At 71.7% G+C, this 13627-nt stretch carries 16 protein-coding genes; 8 read left to right on the top strand and 8 right to left on the bottom strand.

Going from position 1 to position 13627, the window contains the following annotated elements; all coding sequences use genetic code 11:
- Position 1: 1 nt before the first annotated feature.
- From QIS96_RS33805 to QIS96_RS33770, 8 genes are all read right to left on the bottom strand, one after another.
- On the bottom strand, positions 2-1168 hold the full coding sequence (locus tag QIS96_RS33805; protein ID WP_282546660.1) for a Rieske 2Fe-2S domain-containing protein: 1167 nt from the start codon (positions 1166-1168) through the stop codon (positions 2-4).
- A gap of 74 nt (positions 1169-1242) precedes the next feature.
- The gene (dmpG, locus tag QIS96_RS33800; protein WP_282546659.1) at positions 1243-2283 is read right to left on the bottom strand and encodes a 4-hydroxy-2-oxovalerate aldolase; all 1041 of its coding nucleotides are present in this window, start codon (positions 2281-2283) and stop codon (positions 1243-1245) included.
- Complete coding sequence (locus tag QIS96_RS33795; protein ID WP_282546658.1) at positions 2280-3254, bottom strand: acetaldehyde dehydrogenase (acetylating); 975 nt, start codon at positions 3252-3254, stop codon at positions 2280-2282. Before QIS96_RS33795 ends, dmpG begins: the two co-directional genes overlap by 4 nt.
- A 7-nt stretch (positions 3255-3261) precedes the next feature.
- Positions 3262-4044, bottom strand: coding sequence for a 2-keto-4-pentenoate hydratase (locus QIS96_RS33790; protein WP_282546657.1), 783 nt, complete (start codon positions 4042-4044; stop codon positions 3262-3264).
- Between the two features lie 250 nt (positions 4045-4294).
- Complete coding sequence (locus QIS96_RS33785; protein ID WP_282546656.1) at positions 4295-4459, bottom strand: hypothetical protein; 165 nt, start codon at positions 4457-4459, stop codon at positions 4295-4297.
- 147 nt (positions 4460-4606) lie between these two features.
- Positions 4607-5182 carry an SDR family NAD(P)-dependent oxidoreductase gene (locus QIS96_RS33780; protein ID WP_282546655.1) on the bottom strand — a complete coding sequence of 192 codons (576 nt, stop codon included), beginning with the start codon at positions 5180-5182 and terminating at the stop codon, positions 4607-4609.
- Between the two features lie 12 nt (positions 5183-5194).
- Positions 5195-6115, bottom strand: coding sequence for an SDR family oxidoreductase (locus QIS96_RS33775; RefSeq protein WP_282546654.1), 921 nt, complete (start codon positions 6113-6115; stop codon positions 5195-5197).
- A 63-nt stretch (positions 6116-6178) separates the two neighbouring features.
- Positions 6179-6955 (bottom strand): SDR family oxidoreductase, encoded by a 777-nt coding sequence (locus QIS96_RS33770; protein WP_282546653.1) that lies wholly within the window; start codon positions 6953-6955, stop codon positions 6179-6181.
- A 78-nt stretch (positions 6956-7033) separates the two neighbouring features.
- Here QIS96_RS33770 and QIS96_RS33765 point away from each other — a divergent pair, with 78 nt between their 5' ends.
- The 8 genes from QIS96_RS33765 to QIS96_RS33730 all read left to right on the top strand — a co-directional run bounded on the left by QIS96_RS33765 (position 7034) and on the right by QIS96_RS33730 (position 13547).
- On the top strand, positions 7034-7825 hold the full coding sequence (locus QIS96_RS33765) for an enoyl-CoA hydratase family protein (protein WP_282546652.1): 792 nt from the start codon (positions 7034-7036) through the stop codon (positions 7823-7825).
- Complete coding sequence (locus QIS96_RS33760) at positions 7822-8691, top strand: CoA transferase subunit A (protein WP_282546651.1); 870 nt, start codon at positions 7822-7824, stop codon at positions 8689-8691. Before QIS96_RS33765 ends, QIS96_RS33760 begins: the two co-directional genes overlap by 4 nt.
- Positions 8688-9455 carry a CoA-transferase subunit beta gene (locus QIS96_RS33755; protein ID WP_282546650.1) on the top strand — a complete coding sequence of 256 codons (768 nt, stop codon included), beginning with the start codon at positions 8688-8690 and terminating at the stop codon, positions 9453-9455. The genes QIS96_RS33760 and QIS96_RS33755 overlap by 4 nt, the downstream gene beginning before the upstream one ends.
- Positions 9452-10519, top strand: a complete 1068-nt coding sequence (locus QIS96_RS33750) for an NAD(P)H-dependent flavin oxidoreductase (RefSeq protein WP_282546649.1) — start codon at positions 9452-9454, stop codon at positions 10517-10519. Before QIS96_RS33755 ends, QIS96_RS33750 begins: the two co-directional genes overlap by 4 nt.
- A 212-nt stretch (positions 10520-10731) precedes the next feature.
- A complete protein-coding gene (locus QIS96_RS33745; RefSeq protein ID WP_282546648.1) occupies positions 10732-11667 on the top strand; it encodes a tyrosine-protein phosphatase in 936 nt (311 codons plus the stop codon).
- Positions 11668-11680: 13 nt separating this feature from the next.
- Positions 11681-12598: a TIGR03619 family F420-dependent LLM class oxidoreductase gene (locus QIS96_RS33740; RefSeq protein ID WP_282546647.1), complete on the top strand. Its 918-nt coding sequence runs from the start codon at positions 11681-11683 to the stop codon at positions 12596-12598.
- A complete protein-coding gene (locus QIS96_RS33735) occupies positions 12595-12954 on the top strand; it encodes an NIPSNAP family protein (RefSeq protein ID WP_282546646.1) in 360 nt (119 codons plus the stop codon). Before QIS96_RS33740 ends, QIS96_RS33735 begins: the two co-directional genes overlap by 4 nt.
- Positions 12951-13547 carry a Dabb family protein gene (locus QIS96_RS33730; RefSeq protein ID WP_282546645.1) on the top strand — a complete coding sequence of 199 codons (597 nt, stop codon included), beginning with the start codon at positions 12951-12953 and terminating at the stop codon, positions 13545-13547. Before QIS96_RS33735 ends, QIS96_RS33730 begins: the two co-directional genes overlap by 4 nt.
- Positions 13548-13627: the final 80 nt, after the last annotated feature.

Raw genomic sequence — 13627 nt, 5'->3', positions numbered from 1 at the left:
GTCAGGCTCCGGTCCCCGTCGCTGCCGGCTGCTCGGCGCGGCGGCGTTCGATGTTCTCGGCCACCTCCGCGCGCCAGGCCTCGTTGGCCCGCTCGGTGTCGATCTCGAACTCGAATCGGCGTGTCATCTCGTCCTTCACGTCGGCGGCGTCGACGTAGAACTGCTCGTACCAGCGCCGGAGTTGGTAGACCGGGCCGTCCTCCTCGGTGAGCAGCGGGTTGTCGATCCGGGTCTTGTTCTTCCAGATCTCCACGTCCTGCTCGAAGCCGACGGCCACGCCCTCGGCGGTCTGGCGCGCGGTGTCGTCGGCCTGCTCGTCGGTCATGCCGGGCAGCTTCTTGACGATGGCGCCGTACTGCAGCAGGAAGCTGTTCTCGTCGATCGGGTAGTGGCAGTTGATGAGCACGACTTCCATCTCAAGGCCGCCGCCGACGTCGCTGTACAGATAGTCGATCATGTACGAGGGGCCGTAGTACGAGGCGTCCGAGCGCAGGTTCCCGGCGCTGAGGGTGCCGAGCTCCAGGTCGGGGCGGGGGCTCGACTCCATGTACTGGTTGGCTATGTGGCCCTCGAACACGTTCTTGAAGTACTCGGGGAACGAGTAGTGCACGTAGAAGAAGTGCGCCATGTCGACGACGTTGTCCACGATCTCGCGGCAGTTGGAGCCCTCGACGCGGAGCGTCTTCCAGGTCCACTCGCTCCACTCCCCCGCCTCGGGGCCGTGGACGCCGGGGATCTCGGGGATCGTGACGTCGGCGGGCGGCGGGTTGCCCTCGGGGTCGTGCCAGACGAAGAGCTGCTTGTTGCGCTCCAGGGTGGTCCAGGAGCGGGTCCTGGCGCGCGGCGGCACCCGGCGGGCGTACGGGATGCCGGCGCAGCGCCCGTTGCCCGACCAGCGCCAGTCGTGGAACGGGCAGGCCACCGCGTCGCCCTTGACGGTGCCGTGGGCCAGGTTGCCGCCCATGTGCGGGCAGTAGGCGTTGAGGACGTGCAGTTCGCCGTCGTCCTGGCCCTGGAAGACCACGAGCTTGGTGCCGAACGCCTCGATCTCGTGCGGCTGTCCGTCCTTGAAGGCCTCGGCGAGGCCGAGGCAGTGCCAGCCGCGGGCGAAGCGCGTCGGCGGCTTGCCCGCATCGATGACCCGGACCTCTTCGTTGAGAGCAGTCATCCCGTCCTCCGGTTTCGGCTCAGTGCTCGGTACTGCTCAGTGCTCGGTGCTGCTGAGGGTTCGGTGCTCGGTGCTCAGTTCTGCGCTGCGAGTTCGACGGCGATGTCAATGAGCTGGTCCTCCTGGCCGCCGACGAGGCGCCGCTCGCCCGCCTTGAGGAGGATCTCGGCGCCGGAGACGCCATAGCGCTCGGCCTGCCGGTAGGCGTGCTTGAGGAAGCTGGAGTAGACCCCGGCGTGGCCCATCAGGAGGGCCATGCGGTCGAGTCGGCACTCCTCGTCCATCACGGGCCGGACCACGTCCTCGGCCGCGTCGATGATCTTCAGTACGTCGATGCCGGTACGGATGCCCATCTTGGCGCAGACCGCGACGAGGGCCTCGACGGCGGTGTTGCCCGCGCCCGCGCCGAGGCGGCGGGTGGAGCCGTCGATCTGCAGGGCGCCCGCCTTGATCGCGGCGATGGAGTTGCCGGTGCCGAGGGCGAGGTTCTCGTGGCCGTGGAAGCCGATCTGCGCGTCGTCGCCCAACTCGGCCTTCAGGGCGGCCACTCGGTCGGTCACGTCGTCCATGACCATGGCGCCGGCCGAGTCGACGACGTACACGCACTGGCAGCCCGCGTCGGCCATGATGCGGCCCTGCTCGGCGAGTTTCTCGGGCGTCGTCGAGTGGGCCATCATCAGGAAGCCGACGGTCTCCAGACCCATCTCCCGGGCCAGGCCGAAGTGCTGGACGGCGACGTCGGCCTCGGTGCAGTGGGTGGCGATCCGGCAGACGCTCGCGCCGTTGCCGTGCGCGGCCCTGATGTCGTCCTTCACGCCGAGGCCCGGCAGCATCAGGAAAGCGATCTTCGCGCGCTGCGCGGTGTCCACGGCGATCTTGATGAGCTCCTGCTCGGGCGTCTTCGAGAAGCCGTAGTTGAAGGAGGAGCCGCCGAGCCCGTCGCCGTGCGTCACCTCGATCACCGGCACCCCGGCGTCGTCGAGAGCGGCGACGACGTTGCGTACGTCCTCGCCCGTGAACTGGTGCCGCTTGGCGTGCGAGCCGTCGCGGAGCGAGGAGTCGGTGACGCGGATGTCGAGGCTGTCCGAGTACGCCTGTGCGTTGTGGTTCGTCATGCCAGGATGCCCTTCGCGAACTCCTCGCCGACCTTGGTGGCGGCGGCGGTCATGATGTCGAGGTTTCCGGCGTACGGCGGCAGGTAGTCGCCCGCGCCCTCCACCTCCAGGAAGAGCGCGACGCGCGCCATCCCGCCGTTCTCCGGGCGGGGGTCGTCGAACTGCGGCTCGCTGCGCAGCCGGTAGCCCGGTACGTACGTGGCGACCTGCTCGGCGATCTCCTTCACGGACTGCGTGATGGCCTCGCGGTCGGCGTCCTCGGGGATCGCGCAGAAGACCGTGTCCCGCATGATGACGGGAGGCTCGGCCGGGTTGAGGATGATGATCGCCTTGCCGCGCTCGGCGCCGCCGATGGTCTCGATGCCGCGCGAGGTGGTCCGCGTGAACTCGTCGATGTTGGCGCGCGTTCCGGGCCCGGCCGATACGGAGGCCACCGAGGCGACGATCTCCGCGTACGCCACGGGCACGATCCGGGAGACCGCGTACACCATGGGGATGGTGGCCTGGCCGCCGCAGGTGATCATGTTGACGTTGGGCGCGTCCAGGTGCTCGCGCAGGTTCGCGGGCGGCACGACGGCCGGGCCGATGGCTGCGGGCGTCAAGTCGACTGCCTTGATGCCGAGTTCGGCGTAGCGCGGGGCGTTGGCGCGGTGCACGTAGGCGCTGGTGGCCTCGAAGACGAGGTCGGGCAGCTCGTCCTGGGCGAGCAGCCAGTCGACGCCTTCGTGGCTGGCCTCCAGGCCTGCGGCGCGGGCGCGGGCGAGGCCCTCGCTGTCCGGGTCGACGCCGATCATCCAGCGGGGTTCGACGAGTTCGGAGCGCTGCAGCTTGTAGAGCAGGTCGGTTCCGATGTTGCCGGAGCCGACGATGGCGGCGGTCGCCTTGGTCTTGCCCGTGCTCGTACTCGTACTCGTGCTCGTGCTGTTGCTCGTGCTCTTACGGGCGGGGTCGGGGCTGGTCTTGGGGGTCATGGGCACCTCAGGTGAACGAGAGGGAGACCGGGCCGAGCCCGGTGAAGTCGGCGGTGCAGGTCTGTCCCGCCGCCACGTCGACGGCCCGTGTGCAGGAGCCGGGCAGCACCACGTGCCCCTTCTTCAGGGGCACGCCGAAGCGGGCCACCGTGCGGGCGAGCCAGGCGACGGAGGTCGTCGGGTCGCCGAGCACGGCGTCGCTGCGGCCCTCGGCGAGCAGGTCGCGGCCGCTGGTGAGGCGGGCCTCGACGGCCTTGAGGTCGAGTTCGCGGGGGTCGCGGCCCTCGCCGATGACGTAGCCGGCGGAGGAGGCGTTGTCCGCGATGGTGTCGGCGATGCTGATCCGCCAGTCGCGGATCCGGCTGTCGATCAACTCCAGGGCGGGCACGACGCGTTCGGTGGCGGCGAGCACATCCGCCTCGGTGCAGTTCTCGCCCGGCAGGTCGTCGCCGAGCACGAAGCCGACCTCGACCTCGATCCGCGGGTAGCAGTACGCGTCCACCGGGACCGGGCGGTCCTCGCGCAGTTCCATGTCGGCGAGGAGGTGGCCGTAGTCCGGCTCGTCCACGCCCATCATCTGCTGCATGACGGGCGAGGACAGGCCGACCTTGTGCCCGCGCACCTCGGCCCCGGCGGCGAGGCGGTGCCGGATGTTGATGAGCTGGATCTCGTAGGCGTCCTCGGTGTCGATCTCCGGGAACGCCTCGATCAGCGGGGCGACCGGTGCGCGACGCTGCTCGGCGGAGCGCAGGATCTCCGCGGCGTGCTGCCTCTGGTGGTCGGTAAGCATGTGTCCTCGCGGGGGCGGGGGTGGGATGTGCGGCGAGGTTAGGTGGGGGGTCGGCGTTGGGGGGAGGTCGAATTCCCGCTCACCGGGAAAGGGGGTGCGTGCCTTGGGTTCGTTGCCGGGTGCGGGTGCGTCGTGCGTTTTTTGCGCAGTTCCCCGCGCCCCTATCTCGCCACTGCGGGTGCGTCGTGGTTGCTCGCGCAGTTCCCCGCGCCCCAAAAAAGTGGGGCGCCCCCAGCGGGGCGCCCCTGGCCTACAGGCCCGAAGGGTCGATGTTCGGGTTGGCCCAAGGCGGGGGCTCTCGGCGTGGGAGCAGACCGCGGCCGTCGAGGGTGTGCACCTCCAACTCGTGATGGTGCGGGTAGTGGAGGCTGAAGGCGAGGAGGCCTGTGCGGGTTTCTGCCGGGGCCGTGCACATGGCCAGGACTGTTTCCGCGAGGTATTCGACGGGTTCCGTCTCGTAGCCGTCGGGGATGAGGGACGCCGCGCCCGGGGTGGCGATCGCCGTTGACGGGGCTACGCAGTTGACCGCGATGCCGTCGTCGAGGAGTTCGGCCGCGAGGCCCTAGGTGAAGCGGTGGACGGCGGCCTTGGCCGAGGCGTAAATGACGTCGCCGCCGCGTTTGTTGTAGGCGCGGTACGGGCGTTGCGGGCTCACGCCGGTGACCGAGCCGATGTTGACGATCCAGCCCGCGCCGCGCGCCCGCAGCTGCGGGATCGCCGCCCGGGACAGCGCGAACGGGATGCGCAGATAGTGGTCGAGGGTGCGGTCGAAGGTGTCGAGGGCCATGTCCTCGACGCGGGCGTAGTCGGCGTACCCGGCGTTGTTGACCAGGATGTCGAGCCCGCCCGCCCGCTCGACGACCCGGTCGATCAGGCCGTCACGGGCCGCGGGGTCCGCCAGGTCGGCGGGGATGGCGTACGCGCGTCCGCCGGCGGCCTCGATCAGGGCGACGGTCTCGTCGAGGGTGCCGGGCAGGATGTCGTCCCGGCCCGATCTCGTCGACGGCGTAGGGGCGTTGGCCCGTGCCGTCACCACCACCGTCGCGCCCTCGGCCGCGAGGCGCTGCGCGATCGCCCTGCCGATGCCGCGGCTGCTGCCGGTGACGAGGGCCACCTTGTCCTTGAGTGAGGTGTTCATCCCGTACTCCTCTCAGCGCGCCCCGTACACCGGCTGCGGCTTCTCCGCATCGGACAGAAGCTTCAGGGCCGTCTCGCCCGCCTCGGCCGGAGTCCAGCGGGCGCCCTTGTCCGCGGTGGGGCCGGGGCGCCAGCCCTCCATGACGGTGATGCGGCCCGCCTCCGCCTCGAAGACCCGGCCCGTGACGCCCGCGGAGGACTCGGAGCCCAGCCAGACGACGAGGGGCGAGACGTTCTCCGGGGCCATCGCGTCGAAGGCGCCGTCCTCGGGAGCCGCCATCGTGTCCGCGAAGGTCTGCTCCGTCATCCGGGTCCGGGCGGCCGGTGCGATCGCGTTGACCTGGACCCCGTAGCGGCCCATCTCGGCCGCGGCGACGAGGGTGAGGCCGAGGATGCCCGCCTTGGCCGCGGAGTAGTTGCCCTGTCCGACGCTGCCCAACAGGCCTGCCCCGGAACTGGTGTTGACGACCCGCGCATCGGGCGTACGGCCCGCCTTGGCCTCGGCCCGCCAGTGCGCGGCGGCGTGCTTGAGGGGCAGGAAGTGGCCCTTGAGGTGGACGCGCATGACGGCGTCCCAGTCGTCCTCGTCGAGGTTGACGAGCATCCGGTCGCGCAGGAAGCCCGCGTTGTTGACCAGGGTGTCGAGGCGGCCGAACGCGTCCAGGGCGGTGGTGATCAGCGAGGCCGCGCCGTCGGAGGTGGCGATGTCGCCGGCGTGCGCGACGGCCTCGCCGCCCGCCGCGCGGATCTCTCCGACGACCTCGTCGGCGGGCCCGGCGGCGGCGCCGCTGCCGTCGAGCGCGGCCCCGATGTCGTTCACGACGACCTTCGCGCCCTCGGCGGCCAGGGCGAGTGCGTGCGCCCGGCCGAGGCCGCGGCCCGCTCCGGTGACGACGGCCACGCGGCCGGCGCAGATTCCCGTGCTCGTGCTCATGGTGACTCCCGATCTAGAGGGTGTGGGGGCGGGTGACATTGCTCAACTCCCGCCCGGCAGCCGTCAGTTGTTGACGTTGGCGGCGTCGAGGAACGCGGGCCGCTCCCCGCCGCCGTGGACGTGCAGGCTCGCCCCGCTGACGTACGCGGCCCGGTCCGAGGCGAGGAAGACGCAGGCGTCGCCCACGTCGGCGGGCTCGGCGAGGCGGCCGAGCGGGACGGTGCGGCCGACGGCGGCGATGCCGTCCTCGTCGCCGTAGTGCAGGTGGGACAGCTCGGTGCGGACCGGGCCGAGGACGACGGTGTTGACCCGCACCTCGGGCGCCCACTCCACGGCCATGGAGGCGGCGAGGTTCTCCAGGCCCGCCTTGGCCGCCCCGTAGGCCGCCGTGCCCGGCGAGGGCCGGGTGCCGCTGACGCTGCCGACCATCACCATCGACCCGCCGCCCGCCTGCCCGCGCATCACCTCGTACGCGGCGAGCGAGGCGGTCAGCGGGGCGAGCAGGTTCAGTTCGACGACCCTGGCGTGCCGGGCCGGTCCGCCCTCGCCGAGCATCCGGAACGGGGCTCCCCCGGCGTTGTTGACGAGGGTGTCGAGCCGTCCGTACTCCTCCCTGACCTGCGTGAAGAAGGCGGTGACGGCGTCCGCGTCGCGCAGGTCGAGGGCATGGAACCGCACGGTGCGCCCGGCTGCCTCGACGGGCTTCTCCGGTGGGCGGCGGGCGCAGGTCACGACGTCCGCGCCCGCTTCGAGGAACGCCCGTGTGATGCCTGCTCCGACGCCCCGGGTGCCGCCGGTGACGACGGCGACCGTTCCGGACAGATCGATGATCGCTGCCAATGGACACCTCCCGCAGCGGGCGAACCGCTGCTATGTTCCGCCTAACAAACGTTTGGTGGAAAGGTAGCTGATTCGCTCATGGGTGTCTCCACCTCCGCCCCGGAAGAGGGCATCGCGGTCGTCACCGTGGACTTCCCGCCCGTCAACGCCCTTCCCGTGCAGGGCTGGTACGACCTGGCGGCCGCGGTGCGCGCCGCCGGGGCCGACCCGAAGGTGCGCTGTGTCGTGCTCACCGCCGAGGGGCGCGGGTTCAACGCGGGCGTCGACATCAAGGAGGTCCAGCGGACCGACGGGCACGAGGCGCTGATCGGCGCCAACCGCGGCTGCTACGAGGCGTTCGCCGCGGTCTACGACTGCGAGGTCCCCGTCGTCGCCGCGGTGCACGGCTTCTGCCTCGGCGGCGGCATCGGTCTCGTCGGCAACGCGGACGCGATCGTGGCCAGCGAGGACTCCACGTTCGGCCTGCCCGAGCTGGACCGGGGCGCGCTCGGCGCGGCCACGCATCTGGCCCGCCTCGTCCCGCAGCACCTGATGCGGGCCCTGTACTACACCTCGCGCACCGCGACCGCGGAGGAACTGCACCGGCACGGCTCGGTGTGGGAGGTCGTGCCGCGCACCCAACTCATGGAATCTGCCTTGGAGTTGGCGCGGGAGATCGCCGCGAAGGACGCCTATCTGATCCGGCTCGCCAAGGCCGCGATCAACGGCATCGACCCCGTGGACGTACGCCGCAGCTACCGCTTCGAGCAGGGCTTCACCTTCGAGGCCAACCTCAGCGGGGTCGCCGACCGGGTGCGCGACACCTTCGGCGACTCCCCCTCGTCGAACGGCTCGACCGCCGCCGGCACCGGAAAGGAGCACCAGTCATGAGCAGGGACAAGACGATGACCGCCGAGGAGGTGGTCGGGCGCCTGCGAAGCGGCATGACCATCGGCATCGGCGGCTGGGGCTCGCGGCGCAAGCCCATGGCCCTGGTGCGGGCGCTGCTGCGCTCCGACCTCACCGATCTGACCGTGGTCTCCTACGGCGGCCCCGACCTCGGCCTGCTCGCCGCCGCGGGCAAGGTCCGCAAGGTCGTCGCGGCCTTCGCCACGCTCGACTCGATCCCGCTGGAGCCGCACTTCGGCGCGGCCCGGCAGCGCGGCGACTTCGAGTTCGTCGAGCTGGACGAGGCCATGTTCATGTGGGGCCTGACCGCGGCCGCGCACCGGCTGCCGTTCATGCCGATCCGCGCCGGCCTCGGCACCGACCTGCTGAAGGTCAACCCCGCGCTGCGCACGGTCACTTCGCCGTACGAGGACGGCGAGGAGCTGGTCGCCGCGCCCGCGCTGCGGCTCGACGCGGCGCTCGTCCACCTGAACCGCGCGGACGCGCAGGGCAACGGCCAGTACCTGGGGCCCGACCCGTACTTCGACGACCTGTTCTGCGAGGCCGCGGACACGGCGTACGTCTCGTGCGAGCGGGTCGTGGACAGCGCGGACCTGCTGAAGGAGGCCGGACCGCAGACGCTCCTGGTGAAGCGGGCGTTCGTCGACGGTGTCGTGGAGACCCCGAACGGCGCGCACTTCACGTCCTGCGCGCCGGACTACGACCGCGACGAGGCCTTCCAGCGCGCCTACGCCAAGGCGGCCCGCGACCCCGAGGCCTGGCAGGCGTTCGTCGCGCGGTTCCTCTCCGGCGACGAGGACACGTACCAGGCCGCGGTGACGGCCTTCCACGAGGAGGAGTCCGCATGAGCAGCACGATCACCGCTACTCGCGCCGAGTACTGCGTCGTGGCCTGCGCCGAGGCCTGGCGCGGCGCGGGCGAGGTGCTCGCCACCCCCATGGGCACCGTCCCGACGATCGGCGCCCGGCTCGCGAAGCTGACGTTCTCCCCCGAGCTGCTGCTCACCGACGGCGAGGCGATGCTGATCGGCGACGTCCCGGCGGTCGGCGCCAAGGCCGAGGTCGTGGAGGGCTGGCTGCCGTACCGCCAGCATCTGGCCCTGGTCGCGATGGGGCGACGGCACGTGATGATGGGCGCCTCGCAGATCGACCGGCACGGCAACCAGAACATCTCCTGCATCGGCGACTGGGCGAAGCCCAAGCGGCAGCTGCTCGGGGTGCGCGGCGCGCCGGTCAACACCCTGAACAACCCGACGAGTTACTGGGTGCCGAAGCACTCCACCCGCGTCTTCGTGGAGAAGGTCGACATGGTGAGCGGCGTCGGCTACGACAGCGCCGCCGCGGCCGGGCCCGCCGCGACCCGCTACCACCGCATCCCCGAAGTCATCAGCGACCTGGGCGTGTTCGACTTCGAGACCCCGGACCGGTCGATGCGGCTGCGCTCCCTGCACCCCGGCGTCACCGTCGACCAGGTGCGCGAGGCCACCGGCTTCGACCTCGTCGTACCGGACGACGTGCCGTACACCCGCGAGCCCGAGGCCGAGGAGCTCCGGCTGATCCGCGAGGTGCTCGACCCGAAGGGGCTGCGCGAGCGCGAGGTGCCGACGGCATGAGCGACCTCACCCTGCCGACCCGGCTCACCGAACTGGTCGGCGTACGGCATCCGATCGTGCAGACCGGGATGGGCTGGGTGGCAGGACCGCGCCTGGTCTCCGCCTCGGCCAACGCGGGCGCGCTCGGCATTCTCGCCTCGGCCACCATGACGGTCGACCAGCTGCGTTCGGCCGTACGCGAGGTCAAGTCCCGTACGGACGCGCCGTTCGGGGTGAATCTGCGGGCGGACGCGGGAGACGCCGAGGAGCGCGTGCGCGTGATCGTCGACGAGGGCGTGAAGGTGGCGTCGTTCGCGCTCGCCCCCTCGCGTGAGCTGATCGCCCGGCTCAAGGACGCCGGGGTGGTCGTGATCCCGTCCATCGGTGCGCGTCGGCACGCCGAGAAGGTCGCGGCGTGGGGCGCGGACGCCGTGGTCGTGCAGGGCGGCGAGGGCGGCGGGCACACCGGTGACGTCGCGACGACCGTGCTGCTTCCGCAGGTCGTGGACGCCGTGGACATCCCGGTGATCGCGGCGGGCGGCTTCCACGACGGGCGCGGCCTGGTCGCCGCGCTCTCGTACGGGGCGGCCGGGGTCGCGATGGGCACCCGCTTCCTGCTCACCTCGGACTCGACCGTCCCGGACGCCGTCAAGGCCCGCTACCTCGCGGCGACCGTCAAGGACGTCACCGTCACCACCAAGGTCGACGGGCTCCCGCACCGGATGCTCCGTACCGAATTGGTCGAGGAGTTGGAGCGGTCCGGACGGGTCAGCTCGCTGCTCCGGGCGGTGCGGCACGCGTCGGCGTTCCGGCGCGAGACCAAGATGAGCTGGCCCCAACTGGTCCGTGACGGGCTCGCGATGAAGCACGGCAAGGACATGACGTGGAGTCAGATCCTGCTCGCCGCCAACACCCCGATGCTGCTCAAGGCCTCCATGGTCGAGGGCCGCACCGATCTCGGCGTGATGGCCTCGGGCCAGGTCGCGGGGCTCATCGACGACCTGCCCTCGTGCGCCGAGCTCGTCGACCGCGTCATGGCCGAGGCCGAGGCGACCCTGCGCGCGCTGCCCGTGCCGGGCGCCTGAGCGCTTCCTGGCGCCAGAGCGCCACCTGGAACACCGCGGCGGGGGCGCCGCATCCCGCCCCCGCACCGCGCCTGTACCGCACTGCACCGCACCTGAACGGCACTGTCGCACTGGGGCGGTGCACCCCTGAACCGCACCGGAAACACCGCACACGCACAGCACACGTACACCGCACCCCTGAACCTCCCTACCACGCCCAGGAGTTGATCTCCGTGCGTACCACCAGAATCCGCCGCACCACCGCCGCCGGTCTCGTCTCGGCCGCGCTGCTCGGCGCCCTCACCTCCTGCTCGTCCGCCGAGGCGCCGAAGTCCGCCGACGCCCCGGCGAAGCCCGTGTCCCACAGCCGTACGTCGAACGGCGGCCTCGTCGAGCTCGAAGGCGCCGTCAACGTCCGCGACCTGGGCGGAATCCGCACCGCCCACGGCGGGCAGCTGCGCGCCGGGCAGGTCTTCCGCGCCGACTCGCTCGGCAAGCTGACCGACGCCGACGTGCGGAAGGTCGGCGACCTGGACCTGCGTACCGTCGTCGACTACCGCGTCCCCTTCGAGGTCGAGCGCGACGGCGCCGACCGGCTGCCCAAGGGCGTCGAGGTCACGGCCCGGCCCGTCAACGACAACGGCCTGTACGCCAAGACCATGGAGGCCATCGGCTCCAAGGACCCGGTCAAGCAGCAGGAGATGCTCGGCGACGGCAAGGCCGAGCAGATGATGGAGGACATCTACAGCTCCTTCGTCACCTCCGCCGAGACCCGCGCCCAGTTCGCGGCGACGCTCCGCGACCTCGCGCAGTCCGGGAAGGCCCCGCTCCTCTTCCACTGCACCTCCGGCAAGGACCGCACCGGCTGGACCTCGTACGTCCTGCTGCGCGCCGTGGGCGTGTCGGAGGAGACCGCGGAGAAGGACTACCTGAAGTCCAACGAGTACCGCGCCGAGGCCGACCGCAAGACCCGCGAGGGCCTGAAGGCCGGCGGCTACATGGAGAACCCGGACCTGCTCATCCCCCTGCAGGAGGTACGCGAGGACTACCTCGACGCGGCCCTCGACCAGGTGGAGCGCGAGCACGGCAGCTTCGGCCGCTACCTCACCGAGGGCCTCGGCCTCGACCGGTCGACGCTGCTCAAGCTCCGCGCGCGCCTGGTGCGTTGAGAGGGGCGGGCCGATGATCCGACTCGGCATGATGGCCCCGTTCGCCGACGGTCTGATCACGTCCGGCGGGTTCCTCCGCGACCTCGCGGGCACCCTTGAGGAGTGCGGCGTCGAGTCCCTCTGGACCGTCGAGCACGTCGCCGTGGCCGAGAGCTACGAGCCGCTCTATCCGTACGCGGCCGACGGGCGCATACCCGGCAGCTCCGGGGCCGTGCCCATGCCCGACCCCCTGGAGACCATCGCGTTCATCGCGGGCTCCTGCGACACCCTGCGGTTCGGCACCGCGATGATGGTCGCCCCGCTGCACAGCCCGGTGGTGCTCGCCAAGCGCGCCGCCACCCTGGACCGGCTCACCGGCGGCCGCCTCCTGCTCGGCCTCGGCATCGGCTGGCAGAAGGAGGAGTACGCGGCGGTCGGCGTGCCCTACCGGGACCGGGGCCGCCGCCTGGAGGAGGGCATCGGCGCGATGCGGGCCCTGTGGTCGTCAAGTCCCGCCTCGTACACGGGAGTTCACTGCTCCTTCGAGGACCTGCACTCGCTGCCCCGGCCGGCGAGCGGGGCGGTGCCCGTCGTGCTCGGCGGCAACAGCGACCCCGCCGTGCGGCGCGCCGGGCGGATCGGCGACGGCTGGTTCCCGTACACGATCACCCCGGAGGACTTCGCCCGCCAGGCCGATCTGCTGCGCGACTGCGCGCGGCGGGCGGGGCGGGCGGAGGACTCCGTCGAGATCACGGTGTGGCCGGGGTCGTGCAGCCCCGAACGCGCCGACGACCCGTCGTGGGTGGGCCGGTACGTCGCCGCGGGCGCCGGCCGGCTCGTCCTCTCCCCGCGCATCGGCGGCGCGGACGGGCTCGCGGGCCCGCGCGGCCTCGACGCCCTGCGCGAACAGATCGACCGCTACCGCTCCGAGGTCCTGGAGAAGCTGTCATGAACCGTGAACCTGCCCCTGAGGGCGGGGTCGAGATCCTCGACCTCGTGGTCCTCGCCGCGTCCGACGTCGAAGCCTGGCTGCGGAGTTGGCGCACCGAGTACCTGCCGGGCGCCCGCGAGCGCGGCATGTCCCTGCAGCGGCTGTGGCAGAGCTGGACGGGCCCGGACACGGTGGCCGTCCGCGTCCTGTGGTCGCTGCGCGACGACCGTGCGTTCTACGGCTCGCGCTCGGCGGCCAACCGCGACCCGCGCGTCCCCGAGTTCTGGGCGCGTACGGACGCGCTCGCCCTGGACCGGGACCGCCAGGTGCTCCAGCCGGTGGCCCTGGGTGCAGCTGCAACGGAGGTGCCCGCATGACCCGCTGGGTGGCCCTGCTCCCCGCCGAGGGAAGCGAGTCGTACGAGAAGGCGGGCACGGCCGCCGGGGTGTCCGCCTCGGCGGTCGGGCCCGACCTGCCGGGCAGCTTCGGCGGGTTGGGCGCCACCTGGGACCTCACGTCCGAACGGTCGCCGGCCGAGGTCGCCGCCGGGCTCGGCCTGCCCGAGCCGCTGGAAGCGGTGGCGCTGACGCCGATGCACTGGTCTGTGGTGCCGCTCGACGGGCAGCGGGTCAAGCGCACGCTGCTGCTCGCCGTACGGCCCGGCACGGCGGCGGAACTCGTCGCACGCCTGGAGGCGGAGCTGCTCGCCATGCCCGCACACATCTCCACGATCCGCTCGTGGGCGCTGAGCCGGGTGGACCAGGAGCGCACGCCGAGCCGCTGGACGCACTGCTGGGAGCAGGAGTTCGCCGATGTGGAGGGCCTGACCGGGGAGTATCTCGGCCATCCCTTCCACTGGACCTGCGTCGACCGCTGGTTCGACAACGAGGTGCCGGGCGCCGGCGTCGTGGAGCCACTCGTGGCACACGTGTTCTGCTGGAGCGAGCGGGCGGTTCTGGTGGACGACTGATCCGCGCCTGGTGTGTGTGGGCCTGACACATGTGGCCCCACCACACCTGCTCACCGCACACCGAAAGGCCCGCGGGTTTC

It is taken from the genome of Streptomyces cavernicola, assembly GCF_029968035.1.
In the GTDB taxonomy this organism is placed as follows: Bacteria; Actinomycetota; Actinomycetes; order Streptomycetales; family Streptomycetaceae; genus Streptomyces; species Streptomyces cavernicola.
Note: the sequence above shows the minus strand (reverse complement) of the source record. Positions and strands in the feature narration are given on the sequence as shown.

What these genes read in the sequence shown, in the direction of transcription:
- QIS96_RS33805 (WP_282546660.1), bottom strand. Translation starts at nt 1,168, where the DNA reads ATGACTGCTCTCAACGAAGAGGTCCGGGTCATCGATGCGGGCAAGCCG.
- dmpG (WP_282546659.1), bottom strand. Translation starts at nt 2,283, where the DNA reads ATGACGAACCACAACGCACAGGCGTACTCGGACAGCCTCGACATCCGC.
- QIS96_RS33795 (WP_282546658.1), bottom strand. Translation starts at nt 3,254, where the DNA reads ATGACCCCCAAGACCAGCCCCGACCCCGCCCGTAAGAGCACGAGCAAC.
- QIS96_RS33790 (WP_282546657.1), bottom strand. Translation starts at nt 4,044, where the DNA reads ATGCTTACCGACCACCAGAGGCAGCACGCCGCGGAGATCCTGCGCTCC.
- QIS96_RS33785 (WP_282546656.1), bottom strand. Translation starts at nt 4,459, where the DNA reads ATGTGCACGGCCCCGGCAGAAACCCGCACAGGCCTCCTCGCCTTCAGC.
- QIS96_RS33780 (WP_282546655.1), bottom strand. Translation starts at nt 5,182, where the DNA reads ATGAACACCTCACTCAAGGACAAGGTGGCCCTCGTCACCGGCAGCAGC.
- QIS96_RS33775 (WP_282546654.1), bottom strand. Translation starts at nt 6,115, where the DNA reads ATGAGCACGAGCACGGGAATCTGCGCCGGCCGCGTGGCCGTCGTCACC.
- QIS96_RS33765 (WP_282546652.1), top strand. Translation starts at nt 7,034, where the DNA reads ATGGGTGTCTCCACCTCCGCCCCGGAAGAGGGCATCGCGGTCGTCACC.
- QIS96_RS33760 (WP_282546651.1), top strand. Translation starts at nt 7,822, where the DNA reads ATGAGCAGGGACAAGACGATGACCGCCGAGGAGGTGGTCGGGCGCCTG.
- QIS96_RS33755 (WP_282546650.1), top strand. Translation starts at nt 8,688, where the DNA reads ATGAGCAGCACGATCACCGCTACTCGCGCCGAGTACTGCGTCGTGGCC.
- QIS96_RS33750 (WP_282546649.1), top strand. Translation starts at nt 9,452, where the DNA reads ATGAGCGACCTCACCCTGCCGACCCGGCTCACCGAACTGGTCGGCGTA.
- QIS96_RS33740 (WP_282546647.1), top strand. Translation starts at nt 11,681, where the DNA reads ATGATCCGACTCGGCATGATGGCCCCGTTCGCCGACGGTCTGATCACG.
- QIS96_RS33735 (WP_282546646.1), top strand. Translation starts at nt 12,595, where the DNA reads ATGAACCGTGAACCTGCCCCTGAGGGCGGGGTCGAGATCCTCGACCTC.
- QIS96_RS33730 (WP_282546645.1), top strand. Translation starts at nt 12,951, where the DNA reads ATGACCCGCTGGGTGGCCCTGCTCCCCGCCGAGGGAAGCGAGTCGTAC.